At 72.2% G+C, this 22,727-nt stretch carries 21 protein-coding genes and 3 pseudogenes; 15 read left to right on the top strand and 9 right to left on the bottom strand.

The annotated features are described in order from the left end of the window. Positions 1–52: 52 nt before the first annotated feature. Positions 53–745, bottom strand: coding sequence for an SDR family oxidoreductase (locus tag B9S57_RS04455; protein WP_103514211.1), 693 nt, complete (start codon positions 743–745; stop codon positions 53–55). Positions 746–862: 117 nt separating this feature from the next. Between B9S57_RS04455 and B9S57_RS04450 the strand changes: the two genes are divergently transcribed. After that, positions 863–1,432: a TetR/AcrR family transcriptional regulator gene (locus tag B9S57_RS04450; RefSeq protein WP_103514210.1), complete on the top strand. Its 570-nt coding sequence runs from the start codon at positions 863–865 to the stop codon at positions 1,430–1,432. 65 nt (positions 1,433–1,497) lie between these two features. Here the strand turns inward: B9S57_RS04450 and B9S57_RS04445 are convergent, their stop codons facing one another. The 3 genes and pseudogenes from B9S57_RS04445 to B9S57_RS35135 form a co-directional block, all read right to left on the bottom strand. Further along, entirely contained in the window at positions 1,498–1,785 is a 288-nt protein-coding gene (locus B9S57_RS04445) for a LysR family transcriptional regulator (RefSeq protein ID WP_103514209.1), read from the bottom strand. A gap of 263 nt (positions 1,786–2,048) precedes the next feature. Continuing rightward, positions 2,049–2,246 (bottom strand): annotated as a pseudogene (locus B9S57_RS04440) (Uma2 family endonuclease); the annotation flags it as partial. A gap of 377 nt (positions 2,247–2,623) precedes the next feature. Continuing rightward, the gene (locus B9S57_RS35135; protein ID WP_258036216.1) at positions 2,624–2,779 is read right to left on the bottom strand and encodes a hypothetical protein; all 156 of its coding nucleotides are present in this window, start codon (positions 2,777–2,779) and stop codon (positions 2,624–2,626) included. Between B9S57_RS35135 and B9S57_RS35130 the strand changes: the two genes are divergently transcribed. The 5 genes from B9S57_RS35130 to B9S57_RS04410 all read left to right on the top strand — a co-directional run bounded on the left by B9S57_RS35130 (position 2,780) and on the right by B9S57_RS04410 (position 6,423). Next, a complete protein-coding gene (locus tag B9S57_RS35130) occupies positions 2,780–3,097 on the top strand; it encodes a VOC family protein (protein ID WP_258036215.1) in 318 nt (105 codons plus the stop codon). Positions 3,098–3,158: 61 nt separating this feature from the next. Beyond that, a complete protein-coding gene (locus tag B9S57_RS04425; RefSeq protein WP_374935910.1) occupies positions 3,159–3,536 on the top strand; it encodes a helix-turn-helix domain-containing protein in 378 nt (125 codons plus the stop codon). A gap of 106 nt (positions 3,537–3,642) precedes the next feature. Next, entirely contained in the window at positions 3,643–4,260 is a 618-nt protein-coding gene (locus B9S57_RS04420) for a DUF917 family protein (protein WP_258036214.1), read from the top strand. Positions 4,261–4,544: 284 nt separating this feature from the next. Further along, complete coding sequence (locus B9S57_RS04415; RefSeq protein ID WP_103514206.1) at positions 4,545–5,813, top strand: sodium:proton antiporter; 1,269 nt, start codon at positions 4,545–4,547, stop codon at positions 5,811–5,813. Between the two features lie 109 nt (positions 5,814–5,922). Then, a complete protein-coding gene (locus tag B9S57_RS04410; RefSeq protein WP_103514205.1) occupies positions 5,923–6,423 on the top strand; it encodes a cupin domain-containing protein in 501 nt (166 codons plus the stop codon). Positions 6,424–6,922: 499 nt separating this feature from the next. Here B9S57_RS04410 and B9S57_RS04405 read toward each other — a convergent pair whose 3' ends face one another. Both B9S57_RS04405 and B9S57_RS04400 read right to left on the bottom strand, forming a co-directional pair. Continuing rightward, a complete protein-coding gene (locus B9S57_RS04405; RefSeq protein WP_103514204.1) occupies positions 6,923–8,038 on the bottom strand; it encodes a threonine synthase in 1,116 nt (371 codons plus the stop codon). Between the two features lie 147 nt (positions 8,039–8,185). Then, positions 8,186–9,541: a glycoside hydrolase family 18 protein gene (locus B9S57_RS04400; RefSeq protein WP_103514203.1), complete on the bottom strand. Its 1,356-nt coding sequence runs from the start codon at positions 9,539–9,541 to the stop codon at positions 8,186–8,188. Positions 9,542–9,819: 278 nt separating this feature from the next. Between B9S57_RS04400 and B9S57_RS04395 the strand changes: the two genes are divergently transcribed. From B9S57_RS04395 to B9S57_RS04370, 6 genes and pseudogenes are all read left to right on the top strand, one after another. Beyond that, positions 9,820–10,572, top strand: coding sequence for a GntR family transcriptional regulator (locus tag B9S57_RS04395; protein WP_103514202.1), 753 nt, complete (start codon positions 9,820–9,822; stop codon positions 10,570–10,572). A gap of 202 nt (positions 10,573–10,774) precedes the next feature. Continuing rightward, a complete protein-coding gene (locus B9S57_RS04390) occupies positions 10,775–12,496 on the top strand; it encodes a cytosine permease (RefSeq protein ID WP_103514201.1) in 1,722 nt (573 codons plus the stop codon). 177 nt (positions 12,497–12,673) lie between these two features. Further along, positions 12,674–12,874 (top strand): hypothetical protein, encoded by a 201-nt coding sequence (locus B9S57_RS04385; protein ID WP_103514200.1) that lies wholly within the window; start codon positions 12,674–12,676, stop codon positions 12,872–12,874. A 32-nt stretch (positions 12,875–12,906) separates the two neighbouring features. Next, positions 12,907–13,315, top strand: a pseudogene (locus B9S57_RS04380) ((deoxy)nucleoside triphosphate pyrophosphohydrolase). Positions 13,316–13,494: 179 nt separating this feature from the next. Continuing rightward, on the top strand, positions 13,495–13,932 hold the full coding sequence (locus tag B9S57_RS04375; RefSeq protein WP_103514199.1) for an ATP-binding protein: 438 nt from the start codon (positions 13,495–13,497) through the stop codon (positions 13,930–13,932). 193 nt (positions 13,933–14,125) lie between these two features. Continuing rightward, on the top strand, positions 14,126–16,705 hold the full coding sequence (locus tag B9S57_RS04370; RefSeq protein ID WP_103514198.1) for a SpoIIE family protein phosphatase: 2,580 nt from the start codon (positions 14,126–14,128) through the stop codon (positions 16,703–16,705). Between the two features lie 33 nt (positions 16,706–16,738). Here B9S57_RS04370 and B9S57_RS04365 read toward each other — a convergent pair whose 3' ends face one another. The 3 genes and pseudogenes from B9S57_RS04365 to B9S57_RS04355 all read right to left on the bottom strand — a co-directional run. Further along, positions 16,739–17,452: a PspA/IM30 family protein gene (locus B9S57_RS04365; RefSeq protein WP_103514197.1), complete on the bottom strand. Its 714-nt coding sequence runs from the start codon at positions 17,450–17,452 to the stop codon at positions 16,739–16,741. Between the two features lie 67 nt (positions 17,453–17,519). Continuing rightward, the gene (locus tag B9S57_RS04360; RefSeq protein ID WP_103514196.1) at positions 17,520–19,598 is read right to left on the bottom strand and encodes a TPM domain-containing protein; all 2,079 of its coding nucleotides are present in this window, start codon (positions 19,596–19,598) and stop codon (positions 17,520–17,522) included. Between the two features lie 97 nt (positions 19,599–19,695). Beyond that, a pseudogene (locus B9S57_RS04355) lies at positions 19,696–19,941 on the bottom strand (hypothetical protein); the annotation flags it as partial. 85 nt (positions 19,942–20,026) lie between these two features. On the opposite strand from B9S57_RS04355, the gene B9S57_RS04350 reads away from it, so the two are divergent. From B9S57_RS04350 to B9S57_RS04340, 3 genes are all read left to right on the top strand, one after another. After that, entirely contained in the window at positions 20,027–20,494 is a 468-nt protein-coding gene (locus B9S57_RS04350; protein ID WP_103514195.1) for a MarR family winged helix-turn-helix transcriptional regulator, read from the top strand. 29 nt (positions 20,495–20,523) lie between these two features. Then, on the top strand, positions 20,524–21,921 hold the full coding sequence (locus B9S57_RS04345) for an MFS transporter (protein WP_258036218.1): 1,398 nt from the start codon (positions 20,524–20,526) through the stop codon (positions 21,919–21,921). 69 nt (positions 21,922–21,990) lie between these two features. After that, entirely contained in the window at positions 21,991–22,542 is a 552-nt protein-coding gene (locus tag B9S57_RS04340; protein WP_103514194.1) for an isochorismatase family protein, read from the top strand. Positions 22,543–22,727: the final 185 nt, after the last annotated feature.

The raw sequence follows: 22,727 nt of genomic DNA, 5'->3' as shown, positions 1-22,727 counted from the left end.
TCCTTGCATGGGGGGGTGGGGAGGCGGTCGCGCCGGGGTGGAGGGGTGAGCGTCAGCCCGCGTTCGGCTGGGGTGCCGCGGACAGGCTCTGCTTGACGTACCGGCTGGTCTCGTCGGCGAGGATCTCGGGTTGGCCCGTCTCGATGCCGTGCAGGGCCTGGGCCGCGACGTCGGTGGCGGCGACCTTCTGATCGGCGGGGACGTCGGCGGCCATGTCGGTGTCCATGTAGCCGACGTGCAGCGCCGAGACGGCAATGCCCCGGGGCGCCAACTCCTCACGGGTCGCGTCGCTCAGTGCCCAGGCGGCGGCCTTGGACGCGGCGTAGGAGCCGAGTCCTGCCGGGTGGAACCAGGACAGGGCGGACAGGACGTTGAGTACGGCGCCGCCACCGTTGCCCTCGATGACGGGGGCGAAGGCGCGGGTCGCGGCGAGCGGGCCGTAGAAGTTGGTCTCCATCTCCCGGCGCACCGCATCCAGGTCGCCTCCGATCAGTGTCGCGCCGGTGGAGATGCCCGCGTTGTTGATCAGTAGGGTCGCATCCGACGCGATGCGGGCGGCCTCCCGTATCGATGCCTCGTCCGTCACGTCGAGGCGCAGCGGGATGGCACCCGGCACATCGACGGTCTCGGGGCGGCGGGCGGCCGCGTACACCTTCGCGCCGCGCTCCCCGAGCTGGGCGGCAAGGTGCCGTCCGAGGCCCCGGTTGGCGCCGGTGACGACCGCGACCGCGTTCTTCAGTTCCATGCTCGCTCCTGGTCTACGGCGGGTGCCGTCAGGTCACCCACACGGTTTAGATTATGCAACCAATCTAAACACGGGTCTACGATAGATGCCAGTCGGCATCCAAATGGGAGGGTGATCATGGGACGCGTATCGCAGGCGCGGGCGGAGGAGAACCGCAGGCGGGTGGTGGACACCGCCTCGCGGCTGTTCCGGGAGCAGGGAACTCAGGTGAGCGTCGCCGACCTGATGAAGGCGGCCGGCCTGACCCACGGCGCCTTCTACAAGCAGTTCGCTTCCAAGGAGGCGCTCGTCGACGAGGCCACCGCCCACGCCTTCGGCGAGCTCACCCAGCGCTACAGCGCCGGGCTGGAGCGGCACGAGGAGCAGCGCGACGCCGCCCAGCAGGCTCTGATCGATACCTACCTCTCCGTCGAACACCGCGACGACCCGGCGGACGGCTGCCCGGTCGCCGCGCTCGCCACGGACGTCGCACGCGAAGGCGGGGGTCGTGAGGCCCGTCGCGTCTACACCGAGGGGGTGGCCGACTTCGCCGACTTCCTCGGCGGTGACGACCAGGACGGCATCGTCCGCCTCTGCACCCTGTTCGGTGCGCTGGTCCTGTCCCGGGCCACCAAGGGCTCCCCGCTCTCGGAGGAGATCCTTGCCGCCGCGCACGAAGCCTTGATCGGGGGCGCGGCGGTCGAGTAGGCGATGCGGGTGAGCCGGCGAACACGGGGCGGAGCTGACACTGTCTGCGGCATCTGGCCCTGTGCTCACTGTGGATCGTGCCGGATTGGTTCGACGTCGTCTGTGATGCGCAGGATCTGCTGTGCTTCTCGGTGGAAGCCGCGCCCGCGGGGCGTTGGCGCGAGGGGGCGGGTGTCCCGGTCGATGATCCGGAAGCCGGCCCCGTGCTCGATCGCGCGGATGCGCTGGGCGGGGGTGGCGCTCCTGCCGCCGTAGAAGCTGTGGGCGGCCGCGGGAATGCTGTCGTGGCCGGCGACCTGGACGATGGTGCGCAGCCGGTCCAGAGCTTCGCGGCCGTCGGTGACAGCATGCATCGCCGGTGAGAGCCGCGGGGGGAGATCAAGGTGGCCGAGGCCGCCCGGAGGGTGGATGGTGATACGGCATCGGTGAGCTTTCTGCGACAGGCCCCAGGCGCTCATGCCGCATTCGCGTGCCAGTTCCCTCAAAAGGCGCCGCTTGCCAACGTCCGCGCATGGGCCCCGGCCCATTACTCGATTTCGCTGCTCGGGTCGGATCCGTTGCCTACCATTAGTGATCTTGGCTCTCGTGTTTTGTCGCGAATCCCGTGCTGGGATTAGTCAGGTTCGTAGACGTGGACGACGGGTGCTCCGTCCTCGTCCTCGATGCGCCAGTGCGGGATGCCGGCCTCTGCGTATTTGTGGAGCTTTACCGTGCGGTCCCGGTGTGCGGACTCGGAGGAGACCACCTCGACGGCGAGGCGTACTTCATCCGGTGCGAACCAGGTGCGGTCACCGTCGAAATCGGCCGTCGTCACAACCGCTTCCTCGTACCGCCTGCCGACACCTTCACGTTGCCCCCGTACGGTCTCCAGCCGTCACGATCCTCACGCACGCTCCTGGGCGTCCTCGGCAGGGGCTGCGACACCGATCCGCTGTCCGGCTTCAGCCCTGTATCGCGACCACTCACACCCGGAGCAGCTCAGACATCCTTGATCTGTACGCGGTCGCCGCACAGGGCTTCCGGTCGAGCGCACGCGTGCCCGGGACGGATCAGGTGTCCCGGCGGTGGAGCGGTGTCCGAGGTGTGCGTCCCGGGCCGTCGGTTCTCCGTTGCCTGTCGAGGGGGGCCGCGATGGTCGAGCGATACGCGGGCGACGGCGTTCCGGCTGGGACACGAGCGCTGGGTGTCGAATCACCGCACGGCGAGCGGTGCGGAACGGCGCCCACGGGCAGCGGCGTTCCGTACGCTGTTGGGGGCGGCCTCCTTCGGGCCGTCGGGCAGGGGTCGGTCGTTGTCGCCGTCGAGGAGGACCAGGTGCGGGTCACCAGTGTTGTTGCGGACGTCCACGTGGGTGACCTCGGGGCGGCCCGGGCGTTCTACACGGACTATCTGGGCCTGGCCGACGAGGAGTTCAACCTGGGCTGGGTGGCCCGGTACACCTCCCCCGAGACCGGTGCGCATCTGCAGCTCGTCACCCGGGACGCGACCGCCCCGGTCGACCCGGTCGCGTCGGTCAAGGTGGATGACGTGGAGGCGGCCTTCGCCGAGGCCCAGGAGCGTGGCTTCGAGATCGTGCACCCCCTGACGGTCGAGGCCTGGGGGGTTCACCGGTTCTTCGTCCGGGCGCCGGACGGCAACGTCTACAACATCGTCCAGAACCACTGACCGCAACGGCCTGCGGGCCGCTCACTCTCCGTCGGCGGGGGCCGAGTCCACGCGGCGCAGGGTGCGGATCGCCGGGGTCGCGACCAGTGCCACGCATCCCGCCAGGCCGACGCCCGCGGACACCAGGAGCAGCCGTTCCGGGGAGGCCAGCGCCGTGGCGGGTCCCGCCGAGATGGCGGTCCGTTCGCAGGTCTCGGCCCGCACGCTCACGCGCCGCTTCACCGAGCAACTGGGCGTCAGCCCCGGACGCTGGCTGATGGACCGGCGGATCGCCGCCACCCGGGCGCTGCTGGAGGAGACCGACCTGTCCGTGGAGACCATCGCCCGCCGCGTGGGCCTCTCCTCGGCCGTCAACCTGCGACGACGCTTCCACGAGGCCCTCCGTACGACGCCGGCCGCCTACCGGCGCGCCTTCCGGACGGCGGGCCGGGCCGGGTAGGCCGGGCGGGAGACTCCCGGAGGCGTTCCCGGTGCCGCCGGAGCTCATCGGCCCCCGCGGACGATCATCGTGCCCGTGTTCTCGCCCCGAGGAGGGCTACCGCTCCGTGCAGGGGTACGCGGGCGGCAAGCCGTACACGTACGTCGAGGGGGCCGTCGCCGACGGCCTGGAGGCCACCTCCTCCGTGGTCCGGCGCGCGTCGGTGGAGGCCGACGGCTGGGTGGGCGTCGCCCGCACCCCGGTCGAGGTCGGCTGCGCCACGAAGCACGGCGCGCCGGGCGCCATCGGCTTCGCCGTCGAGCTCGGCCACCGCTTCCCGTCCGACGGCCCGCTCGGCACGGCACAGCACCTGGGCGGCGAGATCGTCGCCACCGGCACGGTGCCTGACTACCGCTGCGAGCAGCGCGAGAACCTCGACGCCGGGGTCGCCGTGCTGGACGACGCGGCGGGCACCACCCTGCACTTCGTCAGCGAGTACATGACGCTGGAGCTGGACGGCGAGCGCAGGGCGGTCTTCCCCGACCTCATCACGACGTTCGACGGGGACGGCGCTCCGCTCGCCTCCGCAGACGTCGCCGTCGGCGAGCAGGTCCACGTCCTGGTCGCCCCGGCCGCGCGTCTGCTGCTCTTCTCGGCGATGTACCTCCCCGAGGTGTACGGGCCGGTGGAGGAGCTGCTCGGCTTCCCCTTCGCCCCCGGGGCCAGGGTGCCGGACCATGCGTGAGCCGGACGGACAGCGGGCCGAGGCCGCCCGGGTACGCGACTTCCGCGACGCCGTGGGACGGGGAGGTGCTGGACCCGATCCGGGCGCCCATCCGCGTGCCCGCGCTACCGCCCGAACGGAAGGAGTTCCGGAGGCGGAGCAGTTCACGCCGGACCGTGCGGGAGCGGTCCGGCGGGGGTGCCCGCCCCAGTGGAGTAAGGAATGTGTAAAATCCTCGGCGGAGTGCCGGGAAGCCTGGTCGGCGAACAAGGGACACGTGTCTTCTTCGACCTGGGGGATCCACCATGGTGCTCGTCGCTGTTTTCGGAGTCGCGCTGCTGATAGCCGTGCTGCTCTCCGGGCTCGCCGCCCGGACCGTGCTCTCCACCTCGTTGCTGTTCCTCGTGGGCGGCGCCCTGGTCAGTGACGGCTTCCTCGGGCTGATCCACATCACCCCGGACAGCGAGATCGTCGCGGTCACCGCCGATCTGGCCCTCTTCGCCGTGCTGTTCACCGACGGCATGCACGTCTCCTTCCCGAAGCTGCGCGCCAACTGGAAGAACCCGGCCCGCGCCCTGGGCCTCGGCATGCCGCTGGCCTTCGTCGGGATGGCCCTGGTCACGCACTACGTGGCCGGGCTGGACTGGACGACGTCCTTCCTCGTCGGCGCCGTGCTGGCCCCCACCGACCCGGTCTTCGCCTCGGCGATCGTCGGGCGCAAGGAGGTGCCGTCGAAGCTGCGGCAGCTCCTCAACGTGGAGAGCGGCATCAACGACGGTCTCGCCCTGCCCATCGTCCTCGTCCTGATCGCCGCGGCCGGTCCCACCGCGGGGCACGCGGCGGCCGACCTGCCGTCGATCGGTCTGGAGCTGGCCCTCGGGCTCGGATTCGGCATAGCGCTGCCCCTGGCCGTCAACGGCCTCGCCCGTCTCCCCCTCCTGGGCGCCGAGCCGAAACTGCAGCCGCTGCTGCCGCTGGCCACGGGCGTCATCCTCTACGGGGCGTGCCACCTGACCCACGCGAACCCCTACCTCGCGGCGTTCAGCGCGGGCGCGGTCTTCACCGCGGTCTCCCCGGAGGCCAAGGCGGCCTTCGAGCCGCTGGGCGAGGTCCTCGCGGAGCTGGCCAAGTTCGCCGCCCTCCTGGTCTTCGGAGCCCTGCTCACCCCGCAGCTCTTCGGGGACCTCTCGTTCGGCGGCTATGTCGCCGTGATCCTGGCGATCGTCCTGATCCGCCCCGCCTCGCTGCTGCTCTCCCTGATCGGGACCCGGTTCGACCGCAGGGAGCGGCTGGTCGCGGCCTGGTTCGGGCCGAAGGGGTTCGCCTCGGTGGTGTACGGGCTGCTCGTGCTCCAGGCCGGAATCCCGCAGGGCGAGGAGGCGTACACCCTCATCGCCGTGTGCATCGCCTTCTCGATCATCGCCCACAGCAGCACGGACGTCCCCATCGCCCGTGTGTTCGACGTCGATGACCTGGCGGGCATCCCGGACCCGGCCGACGAGACGCCGGTCCCGGACCCGGTGAAGGAGGGCAGGGGGCCCACGGGCTCCGCACCCGTGGACAGCGGGTTCTGACGCGGGACGGACACCGTCGTACGGTGGTGGGAGGAGGGCGTCCGTCCGCCCCGGCGGCGTACGCGTGGGGAACGCGGACCGGTCCAGGACCGGAGGCAGGGAGAGCGGAATGTCGTATCCGGACCCCGTCTACCTGGACGGCACCGGCGAGATCAGCGCCCGGTACCGGCCCTCGGACACCACCCCGAACCTGCTGACCCGCGGGGGCGGCAGCACCGACTACCTGGCCACCACCGCATCCACGCACGGCGAGTTCGGGCTGTACCGGATCACGATGGGACCTCGCGCGGGGGGACCGCCCGAGCACTTCCACCGGACGATCTCCGAGTCGTTCTACATCCTCGACGGCACGGTGCGGATCCACGACGGCGAGCGGTGGGTGGACACCGTGCCGGGCGACTTCCTGTACGTGCCCCAGGGCGGCCTGCACGCCTTCCGCAACGACTCCGCCGAACCCGCCACGATGCTGCTGCTCTTCACCCCGGGGGCACCCCGGGAGGAGTACTTCGAGAAGGTCGGGCAGGTCTCCGACTGGCCGGAGAAGGAGCGGGCGGAGTTCTTCTTCAGGCACGACACCCACTGGACCGATCCGGGCGACCGCGGCCCCTGATCCACGGGCACGACGCCCGGCGCGTCCACGGGCACGACGCCCGGCGCGTCCACGGGCACGACGCCCGGCGCGCCCCGGTCGGGATGCACCGTCCCTCGGGCGCGGGCCGGAGGGGCGCGGGGGCGTCAGGAGCCGCCCACGCTCAGCTGCGAGCCCGTGGCCTCACCCGGATGCCGTCCTCGCCGACGCTGACGTCCCGCAGCCGGCTCCCGCCCGGACCACCGGTGGCCCGGGTCACCGCCGGGGAACTCGTCCCCTGGGGGGTCGGCGAGGGCCCCGAGCTCGTCGGGGGGTTGCGGGGCGCCGCGGTAATACGGCCGTGGGGGTGGTCATGCGGATCGATGCGGTGCGGGGTGTGCATCACCTCATCCGAACATGACAACCCGCCCCGGGCACAAGCCGAACCGGCAGCAGGCGACTCAACTCACGATCACCGCGCCGTCCGTCCGCCCTGCTCGCGGCCCGCCGCCTTCGAGGACCGTCCCCCGCTCCCTCGCGCTCAGGGGGCGAGACCCGTCTTGAGGCCGGCCCCGCAGAGCGGGACCACGATGCTGCGGTCCGTCCCGCCGCCCACGGCCGCCCAGCAGGCGACGCCCGTCGACTCGACGAAGAGGCCCCGGGCCGCCAGGTCCTTCTGCGCCGAGCGGATCTGGTCCTCCGTCACCGTGAGGAAGGTGCCGCCCGACTCCCTGACGGCTGCCAGGATCTGCCGCGCCCGGGGCGGACGGGGGATGGCGATCCCCTCGGCCAGGGTGGGCGCGGCGGGCCCCGGGTCGTCCACCAGGTCCTCCGCCCCCGCCCGGAACGCCGCGGCCAGCGGCGACACCGCCTCCGCCTGCACGGCGAGCAGCGCGGGGCGGCGGTCGATCAGTCCGTGCGCGAGGAGTTCGGCGGTGGCGAGGGCGGCGCCCAGGAGCAGGGTGCCGTTGCCGACCGGCACGGCGAGGGCGTCGGGGAGGGTGCCGCCGAGGTCCTCCCAGATCTCGTAGACGTAGGTCTTGGTGCCGTGCAGGAAGTACGGGTTGAAGACGTGCGAGGCGTAGAAGGTGCCCGGCCTCCCGGCCGCGGCCCGGGCGGCGGCCGCCGTCGCCTCGCGGCCGCCAGGCACTGTCTCCAGCCGGGCGCCGTGGGCGAGGATCTGCCCGGTCTTCTTCGGGGAGGTCCCCTCGGGGACGTACACGGTGCAGGGCAGCCCGGCCCGGGCGCAGTAGGCGGCGACGGCCGTTCCGGCGTTGCCGCTGCTGTCCGCGACGACCTGGTCCGGACGCAGCCTGCGGGCCAGCTCCGCCAGCATCACCGCGCCGCGGTCCTTGAAGGAGAGCGTGGGCATCAGGAAGTCGAGCTTGGCCGAGACCCGGTCCGTGAGGGGCACGAGCGGGGTCCGCCCCTCCCCGAGGGACACGGCGGGGGAGGCGAGCGGGAGGGCCTCCTCGTAGCGCCACAGCGAGTTGACGCGACCGCTCAGGGCGTCGGGTGCGAGGGGCGGCCGGGGGCCGGTGTCCAGGTCCCAGGGGCCCGCACACTCCGGACAGCACCAGGCGGCCGTCGCGACCTCGGCCCGGGCACCGTCCCGGGGACAGACGTAGAAGGCCGTGGGCATCCGCGTATCAGGCATGCGACGAATGTAGGGCGCGGGGGCGCCGGTGAACCAGTGACCCGTGCGTGCGGGGACCGCGCGGCTGCAGACGCGGTCCCCGCACGGGGCGCCGGTGCCGGTCCGCCCGGGGGTCACCCGGGGCGGGCCGGCACCGGCACCGGGGCCTCAGCGCCGGCCCAGCCCCCGGCCGACCGCTGCCATCAGCTCGCCGTCGTCCGTGTCGCCGTCCAGCGACCAGAACATCGCCCCGCCGAGACCGCGGTCGCGGATGTACGAGGTCTTGGCGCGCAGCACCCGCGGATCGTCGTACGTCCACAGGGTCGTGCCGTCGAACAGCCAGGCGTGGCCGTTGCGGGTGTCCCGGTGCACGGTGTACCGCCCCGATTCGGCCAGCTTCTTGAGCGCCTTGTAGTCCTCGTAGCCGGGGGCGTACGTGGCCGGCGCCGGGGCCGTCGCGGGCTGCCCGAGCCCGTCGCCGCCGCCGGTGACCCCGGTCCAGCCCTGGCCGTAGAAGGGCATGCCCATCACCAGCTTGCGGGCCGGCGCACCGCGCCTGATCCAGTCGCGGACGGTCTGGTCGACGCTGAAGTCGCCCTTGGCGTACAGCGCGGACTGCTGGGCGGTCGTGGTCTCGCCGGAGACGTGGAAGTCGTATCCCTGGAGATTGACGAAGTCGAAGTCCCGCATGACGCGGGGCACGTCGAAGCCCGCGTCGATCTTGGCGGGCGCGGTGGGGACGAAGGCGGACAGCTCGTAGTGCTTCGCCCTGGCCTTCCCCTTCCGGGTGCTCTTCGCGTAGGCGTCGAGCTGGGTGCGGAACTCGTGGACCAGGGCGGTGAAGTTCCGCTTGTCCTCGGGGCGGTACACCGTGTCCGTGTCGCCTGCCGAGCCGGGCCACTCCCAGTCGAGGTCGATCCCGTCGAAGAGGCCTGCCGCCGCTCCGTCGCCGCCGCGCGCGCCGTCCACCGGCAGGTTGCCCTTGATGTACAGGTCGATGCAGGAGGAGACGAGCGCCTTGCGGGAGGCGGCCGTACGGGCCGCGTCCGAGAAGTGGGTGGACCAGCTCCAGCCGCCGAGGGAGATCATCACCTTGAGCCCGGGGTGCTCGGCCTTGAGCTCGCGCAGCTGGTTGAAGTTGCCCGCGAGGGCCTGCGTCTCGGTGTCGGCGACGCCGTCGACCGATCCGGCGGCGTCCAGCGGACGGGCGTAGTCCGCCCAGGCGTCGGCCTCGCCCGGCACGTTGCCCGTGAAGCACCGGCCCTCCGCACTGACGTTGCCGAAGGCGTAGTTGATGTGGCTGAGCCTGGCCGCGGCGCCGCTGGTGTCCAGGTCCTTGACCTGGAAGTCGCGTCCGTAGACGCCCCATTGGGTGAAGTAGCCGACGGTCCGGTACGCGCGGTCGTGGTGGTCCGCACCGCGGTCGTGGCCCGCCGGGCCGGCCGAGGCGGCGGGCGCGAGGCCGGCCAGCAGGGCGAGGGCGCAGGCGGCGGTGGTCAGTCCGGTCAGGGTTCTTCGGCGCATGGGGCTCGTTCCTGTGCAGGGTCCGGGACGGAGGTCCGGACGCGGGCCGGGGTGTATCCGGGTGCGGGAGGGGCAGCGGGAGCCGTGCTGTGCACAGGAAGGTATTGGTCTGGACCAAAAACGGTCAAGAGGTTCGCGCATGTCCGGCGCCCACCTGGGTCAGGTATGCGCAGGTGGGCGGTGAATCATCACTTCGAGTGAAACTCTGGCCCGTGCTTGCGAGAATGAACCCACGGTTGCGACGCTGTTGCTGTCTGTCAACCTGTTGGGAGTGGCCTGTGCCTTTCGGTGAGCAGCCCGCCTATCTGCGCGTGGCGAGCGATCTCAGGGAGAAGATCGTCAACGGCGCGCTGCCGCCCCATACCCGTCTGCCGTCGCAGGCCCGCATCCGTGAGGAGTACGGGGTCTCGGACACCGTGGCGCTGGAGGCGCGCAAGGTGCTGATGGCCGAGGGGCTGGTCGAGGGGCGCTCGGGCTCCGGCACCTATGTGCGCGCCCGACCTGTCCCGCGCCGTATCGCCCGCTCGGGATACCGGTCGGGGGCGGGGGCCAGTCCCTTCCGCCAGGAACAGACGGCGGAGGGGGCGCGGGGCACCTGGGAGTCCCGCAGCGAGCAGGAGGGGGCGAGCGCCGAGATCGCCGAGCGGCTCGGGATCGAGCCCGGCGACCGGGTGATGCGCACGAGGTACGTCTTCCGGGAGGCGGGTGAGCCGGTGATGCTCTCCACGTCCTGGGAGCCCCTGGCCGTCACGGGACGCACGCCGGTGATGCTTCCCGAGGAGGGGCCCCTGGGCGGTTGCGGCGTGGTCGAGCGCATGGCGGCGATCGACGTCGTCGTGGACAACGTCGCGGAGGAGGTCGGCGCGCGCCCGGGGCTGGCGGAGGAGCTCCTGGCGCTCGGCGGCGTGCCGGGGCATGTCGTGATCGTGATCGGGCGGACGTTCTACGCCTCGGGGCTGGCGGTGGAGACGGCCGACGTGGTCGTCCCCGCCGACCGCTACCGGATTGCCTACCATCTGCCGGTCAAGTGACGGACGTGGAGGCCCTGGTGACAGGTGGGACGGCTGTGGCGACCGCTGGGGGCGACGGCCTGTCCGCCATCGGTGATCCGGTGTTAACAGTCGCGCGCCGCTCGTAACAGCCGGGCAATCGCCCGCCGTCACGGCTTGTCATGTCCAAGCCCTAACTTCCCGTGGGTCACCGCACACCGGACCGACGAACGGGAAGTCACCGATGACGGACATCGCAACGCCCACGACGGGCGAGGCGCCGCAGCAGGAGCCGCAGGATGGTGCCGGGCTGCCCCGGCGCAGTTACGCCAAGCTCGCGGCGGACGAGAGCCGTGAGGACTACTCCCTCCGCTACGCGCCACACTCCTTCCGGCGATGGTCGCCCTCGATGGTCGCGGGGACGGCGCTCGGAGGCATCGCCTATCTGGCCGACTTCGCGATCGGCGCCTCGATCGTCTTCACCTACGGATTCACCAGCGGGTTCGCCTCGATCCTGGCCGCGGCGGCGATCATCTTCCTCACCGGCATCCCGATCGCCCGGGCCTGCGCGAAGTACGGCCTGGACATGGACCTGGTCACCCGGGGCGCGGGCTTCGGGTACTTCGGGTCGACACTGACCTCGCTGATCTACGCGTCCTTCACCTTCATCTTCTTCGCGCTCGAAGGCTCGATCATGGCGCAGGCCATGCACCAGGCGATCGGGCTGCCCGTCGAGCTCGGCTATCTGGTCACCACGCTGATCGTCATCCCGATCGTGTTCCGGGGCATGGGCGCGCTGGCCAAGGTGCAGGCCTGGACCCAGCCGGTCTGGATCATCGGCATGGTGCTGCCCTTCGTGGTGCTCGCCTTCGAGGCGCCGGACTCCTGGGGGGCGTTCGGCGCCTTCACGGGCACCGAGGGTGCGAGTCCGGGCTTCTCCTGGGTCGCCTTCGGGCTGGGTACGGGCGTCGCGCTCTCGCTCATCGCCCAGATCGGCGAACAGGCCGACTACCTGCGCTTCATGCCCGCCAAGACCGAGGCCAACAAGCGGCGGTGGAATCTCGCCGTTCTCGCCGCGGGTCCCGGCTGGGTCATCATCGGGGCCGCGAAGCAGATCGGGGGTGCCTTCCTCGCCTTCGTCGCGCTGGAGGCGGTCGGCAAGACCCATGCGCTGGAGCCCATCGCCCCGCAGATCGAGGCGCTCAAGCCATGGCTCGGCTCCTTCGCGCTCCCGGCCGCGGCCGTCTTCGTGATCGTCTCCCAGATCAAGATCAACGTGACCAACGCCTACAGCGGTTCGCTGTCCTGGTCGAACTTCTTCTCCCGGCTCACGCACAAGCACCCGGGACGGGTCTGGTACATCTTCCTCAACCTCGCCATCGCGCTGACGCTGATGGAGATGAACATGTTCGCGGCCCTCAACAAGCTGCTGGGCTTCTACTCCAACGTGGGCATCGCCTGGATCGCGGCCGTCGCGGCCGACCTGGTCATCAACAAGCGGATCGGGCTGAGCCCCCGCTACATCGAGTTCAAGCGCGCCTACCTCTACGCGGTCAATCCCGCCGGCTTCGGGGCGATGGTGATCGCGTCGACGGTCTCGATCCTCGCCTTCTTCGGGCTCTTCGGCACCTACGCCGAGGCCTTCTCCACCTTCATCGCGGCCGGACTCTCCCTGGTCCTCTGCCCGTTGATCGCCTGGCTGACGAAGGGGAAGTACTACCTGGCCCGCCCGAACCCGGTCAACGGGCCGGACGTCGAGATCGCCGACATCACCGCCACCCACAACTGCGCGGTGTGCGAAACCGCCTACGAGCTGCCCGACATCGCGGACTGCCCGGTGCAGTCCGGCCCGATCTGCTCGCTCTGCTGCTCGCTGGACGCGGAGTGCGGGGACGTCTGCCGCAAGGAGCCCGCGGCCGGCCCGGTGCTCATGCCGCTGCCGACCGTGCGGACGCCGGCCGGCTGAGATGGGGGAGTGGGGGCGCATTCGGGAGGGTGCGCCCCCTTTGGTGTGGCCGGATGCGTCTCTCTTTGTGTAAACACGCATCCGCTGAGTGAAGGTCAGGCGTACGCTCGGGCATATGCGTACTGCGGTTTCCTGGGGATCCTTAGAGACGTGCACGCCAGTGGGGAGAGGGGCGAGATGCTGGGGAGAGACGCCATGACCGACAGCGGTGCCGTGCTCCCCTGGCTGGTGATCAGACAGGACGACAACGGCAACAGGTACCGCGTCGGCCGTTATGCGACGCAGGACGAGGCGCAGAAGATCGCGGACGGCCTGGACCGTCACGGACACAAGCAGCTCTACTGGGTGGAGCGAACGAGCCGGAGCACGCGCCCGTAGCGGCGGAGAGATCACCGGTTACGCTCCGGCACATGAGTGATTCCGTGGTGGTGGTGGCCGGAGCCGTCTGTGCCGGCGGGNNGGCTCCTGGCCGCCCGCCGCAGCGCCCCGCCGGAGCTGGCCGGCCGCTGGGAGCTGCCGGGCGGCAAGCTGGATCCGGGGGAGAGCGGCGAGCAGGCGCTCGTGCGGGAGCTCCGGGAGGAGCTCGGTGTGGAGACGGAACCGCTGGAGCGCATCCCGGGCGAGTGGCCCCTGAAGCCCGGCTACGTGCTCCGGGTGTGGACCGTCCGGCTGCTCTCGGGTGACCCCGCTCCCCTGGAGGACCACGACGAGCTGCGCTGGCTCGCCCCGGAGGAGGTGGACACCGTCGACTGGCTGGATCAGGACCGCCCCGCCGTGGCCGAAGCCGTACGCCGCCTGTGGGCGGCCCCGGAGGGCTGAGCGGCGCGGGGCGTCCGCCCTGTGGCGAGAGAGCACGATTCCGGTTTCTCCGTACCCTCGGCCCGCAGGTGCACCCTTACGACCCATAAGCCGCTGTCTGCGGTAGGTTGCGCGCTATATCGGGTATGTGCCGATGAGCCCCTTTGAATGGGGTGCGCCCCCGCTGCCGGCCCTGGGAAGTGATCGGCGTGACCGATACCGACGGCGACAGCGCCGAGTGGATCTTTCCGGCGGTGCCGGGCTCCGTGCGCAGCGCCAGGCATGCGGTCCGTGACGCATTGCAGCACTGGGGGTTCGACGTGGCGGTGGGCGATCTCGCCGTACTGCTCGTCAGTGAGCTGGTGACCAATTCCCTGCGCTACGCCTCCGGCCCCATCGGCGTCCGGCTGGTGCGGCCGCATCCCGGCGACGACGCGGCCGGCCCCGGGGCCGACGGGCGCGGGCTTCTGGTGGAAGTCTCCGACCCGGTTCCGGATCCGCCCACCGAACGCACGGCCGGACCCGAGGACGAGAGCGGCCGCGGTCTGCAGCTCGTGGCTTGTTCCGCACGCCGCTGGGGGACCCGGCGCGGAAAGAGTGGCAAGACCGTGTGGTTCGAGCTCCCTCTGCCTGGTTAGGAGTGGGAGGGGACGCACAGCGATCACCGGAGGTCGGGCAGGACCTGGCTGAAAGGGACTGAGACCGTGCTGTGATCGTGAACGCCGTGCCGGTGAGGCCCGTAGTGCTGAATACTGCGGGCAGGACCGGTCCGGTGTGTGAGCTGGAGGGGACGGTCGCGTGAGCGAGATACCTGGGACAGCGGGCGACGTCATGTGGCAGAGCAGCCCGCCTGGCTCGATCTATGACTACATCAGGGTCGCCTCTTTCTCGATCGGCCCCGACGGGCTGATCGAGCAGTGGAGCCGGCGGGCCGCCGGTCTCTTCGGCATGGCCTCCGACGAGGTGGTGGGCAGAGACCCGGTCGAGGCCTTCATGCCCGCCGAGCTGCGCCCGGACGCGCACAGGCGGGTCGGCGAGATACTCGACGGCAGGGAGTGGACGGGCCTCGTCCCGTTCCGGATACCGGGCGAGAACGAGGTCCGCGGGCTCGCCGAGATCTATGTCATGCCGAGTGAGACGGGAGCCGGCGAACGGGCCGCCCTCTGCATCGTCGTCGATGTCAGAGCGCTGCGGCTCATCGAGACGGACCTCGCCGCCTCGCAGGCGATTTTCGGCCAATCTCCCTTCGGTTTCGTGCTCTTCGGCACCGACTTCACCGTCGTGCGTGCCAACAAGCGGTTCGCCACCGTCTTCGGGGGCGAGGCCGACGACCACCGCGGCCGCACGGTCGGGGACTATCTGCCCCACCCCGAGGCCGACCGCCTCTCCGCCACGCTGGAGCGCGTCCTGGAGACCGGCGACGCCGTCACCGACCTCCAGCTCGTCGGTACTCCGCCCGGCGCCCCCGCCCGGCGCCACTGGTCCATGAACCTCTACCGGGTGCACAGCGGATCGGGACGCCCCATCGGGATCGCCGGACTCGCCACGGACGTCACCCAACGACACATCGCCGCCCGTGAGGCGGCGAGCGCCCGCCGCAATCTGGCCCTGCTCAACGAGGCCAGCGCGCGCATCGGCAACTCCCTCGACCTGGAGACCACCGCCCGGGAACTGCTCGACGTCGCCGTGCCCGGCTTCTGCGACCTGGCCTCCGTCGACCTGTACCAGGGCCTCCTCACCGGTGAGGAGGCCTCGCCCGCCAGCTGGGGCGGGCACCCCCAGGAATCGGGTACCGGCTCGGCGGAGCTGCGCCGGGTCGCCCAGGCCAGCGCCGTCTCCGATGCCCTCCCCGGAGTCCTCCCGGGCGCCGGTCCGGACGGCGCGCCGGACGCCGGGGACACGGGCCCTCCGGCGCTCGGTTCGGTCCACCGCTACCCGTTCCGCTCGCCCTGCGCCGTCGCCCTGCGTACCGGGCGCGTCGAGGACGTGCCCGGGGACGAGCGCGGATTCGTCCACTCCACCCTCGCCGTGCCGATGGTCGCGCACGACGTCGTCGTCGGCCTCGTCCAGTTCTCCCGCGCCAAGGGCAGCGAGCCCTTCGGCGAGCGGGACCGGGCCCTGGCCACCGAGCTCGCGGCCCGCGCCGCCGTCTGCATCGACAACGCCCGCCTCTACCGCCGGGAGCACGAGCGGGCGCTGATCCTCCAGCGGAGTCTGCTCCCGCCGGGTGACCCCGAGGCCGCGGGCCTCGACATCGCCTGCCGCTACCTCCCGGGCAACACGGCCACCGAGGTCGGCGGCGACTGGTTCGACGTGATCGAGCTCCCCGGCCACCGCACGGCCCTGGTCGTCGGCGACGTGATGGGCCGTGGACTGCGGGCGGCCGTGGCCATGGGCGAACTGCGCACCGCCGTACGCACGCTGGCGCTGCTGGACCTGGAGCCCGCCGAGGTGCTCTCCGCCCTGGACGAGGTGGCGCGCGGACTCGGCACCCCGGGCGGCGGGGAGCGGAGCGACGGCTTCGGCGCCGGGGGCGGCGCCCAGTGGCCCTCCCGGGCCGCCCACAAGTCCCGTGAGGCCGACCTCTCCGAGGTCTACCTGGCGACCTGCGTGTACGCGGTGTACGACCCGGTCACCCGGCGCTGCACCTTCGCCAACGCCGGTCACCTCCCTCCCGTGGTCGCCGAGCCGGGAGAGCCCGCCCTGCTCCTGGACGTACCGCCGGGCATGCCGCTCGGCGTCGGCGGCGAACCCTTCGAGGAGGTCGAGGTGGAGCTCAGGGAGGGGGCCCTCCTCGCCCTCTACACCGACGGCCTCGTCGAGTCGCGCGACCATCCGCTGGACGAGGGCCTCAACGCCTTCCGGCGGGCGCTCACCGAGCCATCGCAGCCGCTCGAGGACGTCTGCGACCATGTGCTCACGACGCTCGACACCCGCCACGGCGAGGACGACATCGCCCTGCTGATGGCCCGTATCCAGGGTCTGGCGCCGGACGCGGTGGGGGACTGGCGGCTCCCCCGTGAGCTGCGCTCCGTCGCCCGCGCCCGGGAGCTGGCCCGCACGCAGCTCACCGCCTGGGACCTCGACGACCTCGTGGACACCACCGAACTGCTCGTCAGCGAGCTCGTCACCAACGCCCTGCGCTACGGCGAGGGCGAGATCCGGCTCAGGCTGCTGCGCGACCGCACCCTCGTCTGCGAGGTGTGGGACGCGGGCCTCGTCCAGCCGCGGCGCCGGCGCGCGCGCGACACGGACGAGGGCGGGCGCGGGCTGCAGCTGGTCGGGCTGCTCAGCGCGGCCTGGGGCTCGCGGCGCACCCCGCGCGGCAAGACGGTCTGGTTCGAGCTCGCCCTGCCCGACGGGGAGCCCGCCCCGGAACTCTCCGTGGAGCAGCTGCTGAGCATGTACTGAGGAGGACGGGGCCCGTCCCGCCGCCCCCTCCCGTCACGAGGCGGACTTCAGCGCGGCGAGCCGGGCCTCGATCTCCGCGCTGTCCCCGAGGCTGTCCAGCTGCTCGAACTGGGCGTCCAGGGACGACGCGGCGAGTTCCTGCTTGCCCACCGCCCTGGCCTCCTCGCGCCGCACCTTGTCCTCGAAGCGGCCGAGCTCACTCGTCGGGTCCATGACGTCGATGCTCCTGACCGCGTCCATCATCCGGTTCTGCGCCTGGGCGGATGCGGCGCGGGCCACCAGTTCGTCCCGCTTGGACTTCAGCTGCGTCAGCTTCTCCTTCATCTGGTCCAGGCCCGACTTCAGCTTGTCCACCACCACGGTCTGCGAGGCGATCGTCGGCTCAGCCGTCTTCGCCTCCTGCTCCGACCGGAGCTGCCGCCCCAGGGCGACCTTGGCGAGCTTGTCGAAGGTGTCGGCCTCCGCGCCCGCCGCCGCGGCCCGCAGCTCGTCGGCCTTCCTGCTGGCGGCCAGCGCCTTCTGGCCCCACTCCCTTGCCGCGTCGACGTCCTCCCGGTGGTCCTCCTCCATCAGCCGCAGGTTGCCGATGGTGGCGGCCACCGCCTGCTCGGCCTCCGCGATGTTGTCCGTGTAGTCGCGGATCAGCTGGTCCAGCATCTTCTGCGGATCCTCCGCCTGGTCGATCAGCGCGTTGATGTTGGCCCGCGCCAACTGGGTGACGCGGCCGAGGACGGTCTGCTTGCTCATGGCACCTCTCCTTGGATCTCTCCGTACGAAAGCCGGTGACCGGCACGCGTGGCGGCTCGGGCCACCGTCAGAAGCGGCCCCCGCCGCCGCGCCGGCCGCGGGTGCCCCCGCCGCCGAAGCTGCCCGGACCGCCGCCGAAGCCGCCCCTGGAACCGCCGAATCCGCCGCCGAACCCTCGGCGCCCGCCCCCGCCCAGCAGGCCGCCGAGGATGATGCCGCCCAGGACGGCTCCGCCCGCCCCGCCCCCGGAGCGCGGGCCGCCGAAGCCGCTCCGGTCCTGGTAGTCCCGTACGTCCTGTTCGGCCAGGCTCCGCGCCTGCGCGGCCAGCGCGTCGGCCCGCTGGGCCTCGCCCAGGGCGCCCTGGGCGTCGTCGCCCTCCGACAGCTGACGCGCCCGCTCCCACCGTCTCCGGGCCTCCGCGAGCCGGGTGCGTGCCTGGCTGCCGACCGCTCCCCGGTGGGTGGTGACGAAGTCGGCGGCGGCGCCGATCGCCGCCTGCGCGGTGAACATCGCCTGGTCGAGGAGCGAGCGGGCCCGCCGGTTCCCGTGCTCCTGCTCGCGCACTCCGGCCAGGGCCTCGTCCAGCGCGGCGTCCGTCTCCTCCACCCTGCGCAGCGCGTCGACCGGATCGTAGGGACCGGCGGCCGTCCCGCCCCTCACATCGGCGATCACCGCCTCCGCGCGGGCCACCCTGCCCCGCAGGTCCGCGGTCGGCACGCCCTCCGGGGTGCCGTCGAGCAGCCCCCGGGCGTCGGCCAGGTCCGTCTCCGTCTCGGTGAGCGCCCCCGGCAGCTTCTCCGCCGCCCCGGCCAGCTCCCCGGCCCGCCGGTCGACGGCGTCCACCAGAGTGGTGATCTGCTGGATGGCCCCTTCGGCGGCGCGGACGTACACCGCGGCCTCGGAGTTGTTCCCGCTGTCCACGGCCTGGCGGGCCTGGGTGAGGCTGGAGGTGGTGAAGACCAGCCGGTCCTTGGCCTGTTCGATCTCCTCGGCCGCAGGAGCGGTGGCCGAGTCCGCGTACCGTTCGCGCATCGCGGCGAGCGACGTCTCCGTGGCGGAGACGCGGGCGGCCAGCGCGCGGAACGTGGTCTCGGCGGTGCCCACGGCCTGCGGCGCCGTCTGTTCGAGGGCCCGCAGCCGGTCGAAGTCCTCGGACACCGCGTCCAGCCGCTCGTTGGCGTCCGCGCAGCGGCTGATGATCTCGTCGAGCATGCGGCGCCGTGGCGCGTCGTCCTCGGGGAAGGCGTCGTCCAGCTGCTGCCGCAGTCGGAAGGCCGCCGTCAGCCCGGCCTTGGCGTGTGCGACGGCCTCGGCGAACGGAGCGGCGGCCTCCGCACCGAACTGCGCCGTCGCGAAACCGAGCTCCTCCTCACTGGTGCGCACCGCGTCGTCCGTGTCGACGAGGTCGGCCTTCGCCCGGGCGTCCAGCTCCGGCAGGGGAACCGGCGGCTCGGCCGCCCCGCCCCCGCCCCAGCCGCGGGCCGCGGGGGTCGTCCTGGTCGTCGTGCGACGTCTGCGGCGGGCGAAGGCGAAGGCGGCGAGCGCCACCACGACGGCGGCCACGGCCAGGGGCACGATCAGGTTCGCCGAGGCTCCGCTGTCGCTCCGACCGGGGTCCGCGGCGCCCGGGGTGATGGCCGGGGCGGGTACGGGGTCGCCGGCCAGGACCGCGGCGTAGCCGTCCGCGGCGCCGATCGCCGCTCCCGCCCAGTCGTTCTGCCGGAGCGCCGGCTCGATCGCCGTGTTCGCCACGTCCCGGAGCTGGGCGTCGGTCAGGCGCGACCCCTGGTCGACGGAGTAGGCGTACTGCCGGTCGTGCGTGGCCACGGCCAGCAGTACGTCCTCCTGGCCCAGACCGTTGCGGTTCGCGGTCTCGTCGGTCCAGGTCTGGGCGTCGCGGCCGGAGAAGTCACGGACGTACGCGACGAACAGCTGCACCTGCCGCTCTTCGAACAGACGGTCGAGGGCGGCTTCGACCTGTGGTTCGCGGTCGCCGAGCGCCCTCACCCTGTCGGTGATCTGCCCGTCACGGGAGAGGGTGACAGGGTCCTCGGCCCGGGCGTCCGGGCCGCCCGGCAGGACGACCCAGAGCACCGCCGCCAGGGCGGCGACGAGGACCCTGCCGGGTATCGAAGGCCGGGACATCCCGGTACGGCTCGCAGGCGGCGTCACATCTGGGAGGCTATGTCCGCCTTTCCCTGCCCGCGACCCGGAGTGTGCCGGGCCGCGGGCGGGGAACCGGTCAGATGCTGAAGCGTTCCCCGGCGGGCAGCGGGCGCACCCGGGAGCGGAAGCCACCCGTCCGGAACGGCCTCTGCGCCAGGCCGGGCCGGAGCTCCCGCGCCGGCGCCGCGGCGATCACGCCCTGGTCGAGCGTCAGCATGAAGTCGCTGACCCGTCCGGCGCCGACGTCGACCGGGTCCCGGAAGTCGTAGCCCTCCTGACAGGCCCCGAAGTCGCGGTCGTGTGCCCGGCGGCGGGCGACAGCGGCCCCGCCCCGCGCGCCGTCGGCCCTTTGGCAACAATAGACAGGCTGCCTTGCAAGATGTCCTGTCCATCTTTACCGTGGAGGCATGTTCGAAACGTCCGAGAGCCCTCAGCCCCGACAGCCCGGCTCCCCGAGCGCGGAGCACCTGGCCACGGATCTCTCGGCCGTGGTCGGCCGCCTGCTCAGGCGGCTGCGGAGCTCCTCGGCCGAAAGCCTGCTCACCCCCTCCCAGCGCTCCGTCCTCGCCCGGCTCGAGGACGGCGGCCCCGCCACCACGGCGGCGCTGGCCCGGGCCGAGCTCGTGCGCCCCCAGTCGATGCGGCTGACCCTCGGCGCGCTCGAGAGCCAGGGATTCGTCACCCGCGCGCCCGATCCTCAGGACGGCCGCAAGTCGGTCGTGTCGGTCACCGAGGAGGGCAGCACCACACTGGCGGCCGTGCGGGCGGCCAAGCGGAGCTGGCTGGCCGAGGCGATCGCCTCCGAACTGGACGGGGCGGAGCGCCGTACGCTCGCCGAGGCCGCCGAGCTCATCGGCCGTCTGGTCGACCGGTGACGCGCAACGCCACGGACCTGACCCCCGCGGTGCGGACGGAGGGGGCACGGCCCGCCGAACCGGCGGAGCAGGGGCCGGGGTTCGGCGCGCGGCTCACCGCACCGCTCCTGATGGGATCCCTGCTCAACCCGCTCAACACCACGATGATCTCCACCGCCCTGGTGGCCATCGGGCACTCCTTCGGCATCGGGGCGGCCGACACCGCCTGGCTCATCTCCGTCCTCTACCTGGCCAGCGCCGTCGCCCAGCCGGTCCTCGGGAAGCTCGCGGACAGCCTCGGTCCGCGCCGCGTCTTCCTGGCCGGTCTCGTGGTCGTGATCGCGTCCGGGCTGGTCGGTGCGCTGGCTCCCGGCTTCGGCACACTGCTCCTCTCCCGCCTGCTGCTCGGTATCGGCACGTCGGCCGCCTATCCGGCCGCCATGGCCGTCCTGCGCGACGAGTCGCGGCGCCTGGGCCGCCCCACCCCGCGCCCCGTGCTCGCCCGGCTCTCCTTCGCCGGCCTGGGCAGCGCCGCCGTCGGTCCCGCGCTCGGCGGGCTGCTCGTGTCGGTCCTCGGCTGGCGCGCCATCTTCGCCGTGAACGTGCCGATCGCGCTGCTCGCCCTCGCCGCCGCGCTGCTCTGGATCCCGGCGGACCCACCGCGCGAACGGTTCGCCGACGGGAGCACGCCGAAGCTCTCCCTGGACCCGCCGGGCATCGCCCTGTTCACCACCGCGCTGACGGTGCTGGCCTTCTTCCTGCTCGACCTCGGGGACCCGCAGTGGTGGCTGCTCGCCCCCTTCGCCGTCCTGACGGCCGTCCTGGTCCGGTGGCAGCTGCGCACCCCGCGGCCGTTCATAGACATCCGCATGCTGGCGGGCAACGGCCCCCTGCTCCGCACGTACGCACGCCACGGGCTGGGCTATCTGCTCATCTACTGCGTGATGTACGGCTTCACGCAGTGGCTGGAGGAGGCCCGCGGCTTCTCCTCGGGGCACACGGGGCTGCTGATGCTGCCGATGTCCGTCACCGCGCTCGTCTGCTCGCTGCTCGGAGCCCGGACGAAGAGTCTGCGCGCCCCGCTGACCGTCGCCTGCCTCCTGCTCACCGCGGGCGCGGGAATCCTGGTCTTCCTCTCCGGCGACACCCCGCTGGCCGTCCTGCTGCTCGCCGGAGCGTGCTTCGGGGCTCCACAGGGGCTCATCGGCACGAGCAACCAGGCGGCCGTCCAGGCGTACGCGCCCCCCGGGAACATCGGCGCGGCCGCCGGGCTCCAGCGCACCGCCCAGTACATCGGGGCCATCACGGCGTCCAGCCTGATCGCCCTCGCCTACGCCGACGCGGCGAGCGACGCCGGACTGCACCTCATGGCGGCGGTCTCGGTCGTCCTGGCCGTCCTGCTCACCGTCCTGACCCTCACCGACCACGCCCTGCGCGCCCGCACCTGACCCTCCAACCGAACCCGGACCACCCCTCGTGCGCCCCCGCACCTGATCAGCACCCCAAGGAGTACGCACATGACCGCCACCGTCCTGGACCCCCGGACCGCCCTCGTCGTCGTCGACCTGCAGCAGGGCATCGTCGCCCTTCCGACGGCCCACCCGACCGACGAGGTCGTCGCCCGCGCGGCGACGCTCGCCGACGCCTTCCGGGCCAAGGGCCTCCCGGTCTTCCTGGTCCGTGTCACCGGCGGTGCCCCCGGCCGCAACGAGGGGAAGGCGCCGTCCAGCAAGCCCGCGGCGGACTGGGCCGACATCGTGCCCGAGCTCGGCCCGCGCGACAGCGACATCGTCGTCACCAAGCAGCAGTGGGGCGCCTTCCACGGCACGGCGCTCGACCTCGAACTGCGCCGCCGTGGCATCACCCAGGTCGTGCTGACCGGCGTCGCGACCAGCATCGGCGTCGAGTCCACCGCCCGCGCCGCCCACGAGCACGGCTACCACGTCACCATCGCCACCGACGCGGTCACCGACATGGACGCCGACGCCCACCGCAACAGCCTCGAGAAGATCTTCCCGAGGCTCGGCGAGACCGACAACACCGCCGCGATCGTCGAGCTGCTGGGCTGACCCGCCGCCGGGCGGGTGCCGGAAGCGGGGCCGCACGGGTGACATGTGCGGCCCCACCGGCCGTGTCCGCCTCCCCGGGTGCCTACAGGTGCGTTCAGTGGATCAGCGGATCAGTGTGATCAACTGCAAATGCCACCAGAACGCATCATCCGGTCCCATTCCGGTACGGGGTGGACCGGGCCGGC

This window comes from Streptomyces sp. SM10, from assembly GCF_002910915.1.
Classification (GTDB): domain Bacteria; phylum Actinomycetota; class Actinomycetes; order Streptomycetales; family Streptomycetaceae; genus Streptomyces.
The sequence above is the reverse complement of the archived record's forward strand: the minus strand, read 5'-3'. Positions and strand labels throughout refer to the sequence as shown.

Bases quoted from the DNA above. Each gene is read 5' to 3' on its own strand.
- B9S57_RS04455 (WP_103514211.1), bottom strand. From the start codon at position 745: ATGGAACTGAAGAACGCGGTCGCGGTCGTCACCGGCGCCAACCGGGGC.
- B9S57_RS04450 (WP_103514210.1), top strand. From the start codon at position 863: ATGGGACGCGTATCGCAGGCGCGGGCGGAGGAGAACCGCAGGCGGGTG.
- B9S57_RS04445 (WP_103514209.1), bottom strand. From the start codon at position 1,785: ATGCATGCTGTCACCGACGGCCGCGAAGCTCTGGACCGGCTGCGCACC.
- B9S57_RS04415 (WP_103514206.1), top strand. From the start codon at position 4,545: ATGGTGCTCGTCGCTGTTTTCGGAGTCGCGCTGCTGATAGCCGTGCTG.
- B9S57_RS04410 (WP_103514205.1), top strand. From the start codon at position 5,923: ATGTCGTATCCGGACCCCGTCTACCTGGACGGCACCGGCGAGATCAGC.
- B9S57_RS04405 (WP_103514204.1), bottom strand. From the start codon at position 8,038: ATGCCTGATACGCGGATGCCCACGGCCTTCTACGTCTGTCCCCGGGAC.
- B9S57_RS04400 (WP_103514203.1), bottom strand. From the start codon at position 9,541: ATGCGCCGAAGAACCCTGACCGGACTGACCACCGCCGCCTGCGCCCTC.
- B9S57_RS04390 (WP_103514201.1), top strand. From the start codon at position 10,775: ATGACGGACATCGCAACGCCCACGACGGGCGAGGCGCCGCAGCAGGAG.
- B9S57_RS04385 (WP_103514200.1), top strand. From the start codon at position 12,674: ATGCTGGGGAGAGACGCCATGACCGACAGCGGTGCCGTGCTCCCCTGG.
- B9S57_RS04370 (WP_103514198.1), top strand. From the start codon at position 14,126: ATGTGGCAGAGCAGCCCGCCTGGCTCGATCTATGACTACATCAGGGTC.
- B9S57_RS04365 (WP_103514197.1), bottom strand. From the start codon at position 17,452: ATGAGCAAGCAGACCGTCCTCGGCCGCGTCACCCAGTTGGCGCGGGCC.
- B9S57_RS04360 (WP_103514196.1), bottom strand. From the start codon at position 19,598: ATGTCCCGGCCTTCGATACCCGGCAGGGTCCTCGTCGCCGCCCTGGCG.
- B9S57_RS04350 (WP_103514195.1), top strand. From the start codon at position 20,027: ATGTTCGAAACGTCCGAGAGCCCTCAGCCCCGACAGCCCGGCTCCCCG.
- B9S57_RS04340 (WP_103514194.1), top strand. From the start codon at position 21,991: ATGACCGCCACCGTCCTGGACCCCCGGACCGCCCTCGTCGTCGTCGAC.